This is a genomic window from Nonomuraea insulae, from assembly GCF_042656245.1.
The window spans coordinates 189,645-191,867 of the sequence record NZ_JBHSPA010000094.1; the positions used below are offsets into that span (position 1 = coordinate 189,645).

Sequence of the window (2,223 nt, forward strand, 5' to 3'; positions counted from 1 at the left end):
GCGCCTCGGCCAGCGGGGTGAGGGCGGGATTGATCCGGCCGGTGCCGTCGTCGAGCGTGGCTGTGACCTTGTCGGCCAGGGTGCAGCGCTCGCAGAGTCGGCCAGTGTGCAGGCGGCCCTCGAATCCGCAGCGGTCGCAGAAGAAGTTGCGGGTGATGCCCGCGCAGTCGCGGCAGATCGGAGTGCCGTCTGGGCGGCGGCCGGGCGGGAGCCGGTCGGTGCCGCAACCGGGGCAGCGGCCTCGGGTGCGGGTGGCCTTGTCCAGGCAGGTGCGGCAGATCGGCCCGTCGGACCAGTTCGCGGCCTTGCCGGCGTGGCGGCCGCAGCGGGCGCAGTCGCGCAGGTACCAGCGCTCGTACTGCTCGGCGGTGGGAGAGCGCACGCGTTACTTCTCGGGCTGGATCCGGGCCCGCTTGGGCCGGATTGGGGCCAGTTCGGTGACGTCGCCGGGGTCGGTGGCGGTGCGACGCGCGGGGGCGTTTTCGGCCTTGGTCGCGATGAGTCGGTCAGGGGTGCAGCCGAAGATGTCGCAGAGGGCGGCCAGCACGGGCAGGGACAGCCGTTCGGGGGTCTGCGTGACCAGTCGCCAGACCTGCACCGAGGACAGGGTGATGCCGCGCTCGGCCAGTAGCGGGGTCAGGTCGGTGGCGGCGAACATGCCGTGGGCGGCCATTGTCTCGCGCAGCCGCCATTGGTAGCTGACCTGGCGTTTCATCGTTTCCTCCGGGAGGGTTTGAGTGCGGCGTCCATGGTGGCGTCCAGTGCCCGGCGCAGCGTGCGGGTGCGGAAGTCGGAGGAGACGCAGGTGTAGATGGAGGTGGTGGAGGCGTGCTCGTGGCCGACCTGCTCCTGGACGAAGCGGGCGTCCCAGCCGTCCTCGATCAGGTGGGTGACGTAGGAGCGGCGGAAGGAGTGGAAGTCCAGCGCCCGGTCCAGGCCGAGCGCGTCACGGTAGGCGGCGAAGCGGGTGTTGATCTGGGAGAAGCCGATGCGCGGGCCTCGCTCGGAGGGCCAGAGCGCGCCCGCCTCGCAGGTGGTGAACAGGGGCCGGACCTCGGTGTCCCACTGTTCTAAGATCTCTGCCGCCCAGGGCCAGACGGTCAGCACGCTGCGGCGTTTGGGCGGCGAGCCCTTCTGGGCCTTGCCGTGGCGGACGTAGAGGACGCCGTACTCGCCGAACTCCGGGCCGTCGGGGTTGTGGCCGAAGTCCACGACGTCCAGCATGCGGGCCTCGTTGCGGCGCAGGCCGAAGGCGTAGGCGGTCTTGAACAGCACCCCGTCACGGAAGATCGGCAGCCAGCCCTTGCGGCCGGCCTCGCGTACCCGGTCGACCTGCTCATCAGCGTGATCGAAGAAGGCCTGCAGCTCCTGGCGCGTGAAGGCGCGCTTGCCCGCGTCGGCTTCGGCCTCGGCCACGTGCACCGCGGTGTTCCACTCGTGGCAGACCTGCACGGGATGGGTGTCGAAGCGCTGCTCGCACTCGGCCGGCCAGCCGTAGGCCGGGTCGGTGATGTAGGAACAGAAGCTGCGTACCGCCTCTTGGTAGTTGCGCAGCGTCGACCGCTTGAGGTGGTGGACTGAACGCAGGTCGCCGCACCACTCATCCACCATCAGCGGCGTCCAGCGCCAGGGGAAGGCGTCGGCGTGCCGGGCGAAGGCCCGTACCGTGTTCTCCCGCCCATCGATCGTGCCGAACGCCAGGTTCCTGGCCAGCTGCTGGTTGCGCCGGCCGGCCAGCATCGCGGTGAAGACCTGCTCGTCGGGGCGCAGCAGCGGCAGGCCGTCCACCAGATGGAGGCCTGCCGCGCCCGGAATGAGACCGCTATCAGTCATCGCTCCAGCACCCTCCGTCACTTTGCATTGAACGAAGGGATTCTTCATCAGATGTAATCGCCTGGCAAGCGTCGCAGGTCAACCGCCCCTAGGCGGCCCTGCGTCGAGGCCACTACTCTCGTTCAGAGACCGCAACTGCCCGCTCCAACCAGCGCGGCCACCTGGGACGCCGTCCATTGGACAGCCGCGCATGTCAACTAGTCGGAGATTGCATCGGCTGAAATTGCGGCCGGAAAGAGATTTGGAACGGAATCCGGCGTCAACACGGTTCCCGCAGGTCAGCAAGTCCCGTGTGCTCGCCCACGCTGGGTTGCGTCAAGCCAGGCCAACGGGTCGCGTCCTCGGAGGACACTGTTGGCGAATCTAGTAGTGATCTAGGGCGGTCGTAGC

The 2,223-nt window shown here is 68.8% G+C and carries 3 protein-coding genes; all 3 read right to left on the minus strand.

Annotated features, from left to right (window positions below; all coding sequences use genetic code 11):
- Positions 1-382, minus strand: a 382-nt coding sequence (locus ACFPZ3_RS57990) for a hypothetical protein (RefSeq protein ID WP_379523024.1), incomplete at its 3' end; no start/stop codon positions are given.
- 3 nt (positions 383-385) lie between these two features.
- Positions 386-715, minus strand: coding sequence for a helix-turn-helix domain-containing protein (locus tag ACFPZ3_RS57995; protein ID WP_379523025.1), 330 nt, complete (start codon positions 713-715; stop codon positions 386-388).
- Entirely contained in the window at positions 712-1,833 is a 1,122-nt protein-coding gene (locus ACFPZ3_RS58000) for a tyrosine-type recombinase/integrase (protein WP_379523026.1), read from the minus strand. Before ACFPZ3_RS58000 ends, ACFPZ3_RS57995 begins: the two co-directional genes overlap by 4 nt.
- Positions 1,834-2,223 lie beyond the last annotated feature (390 nt).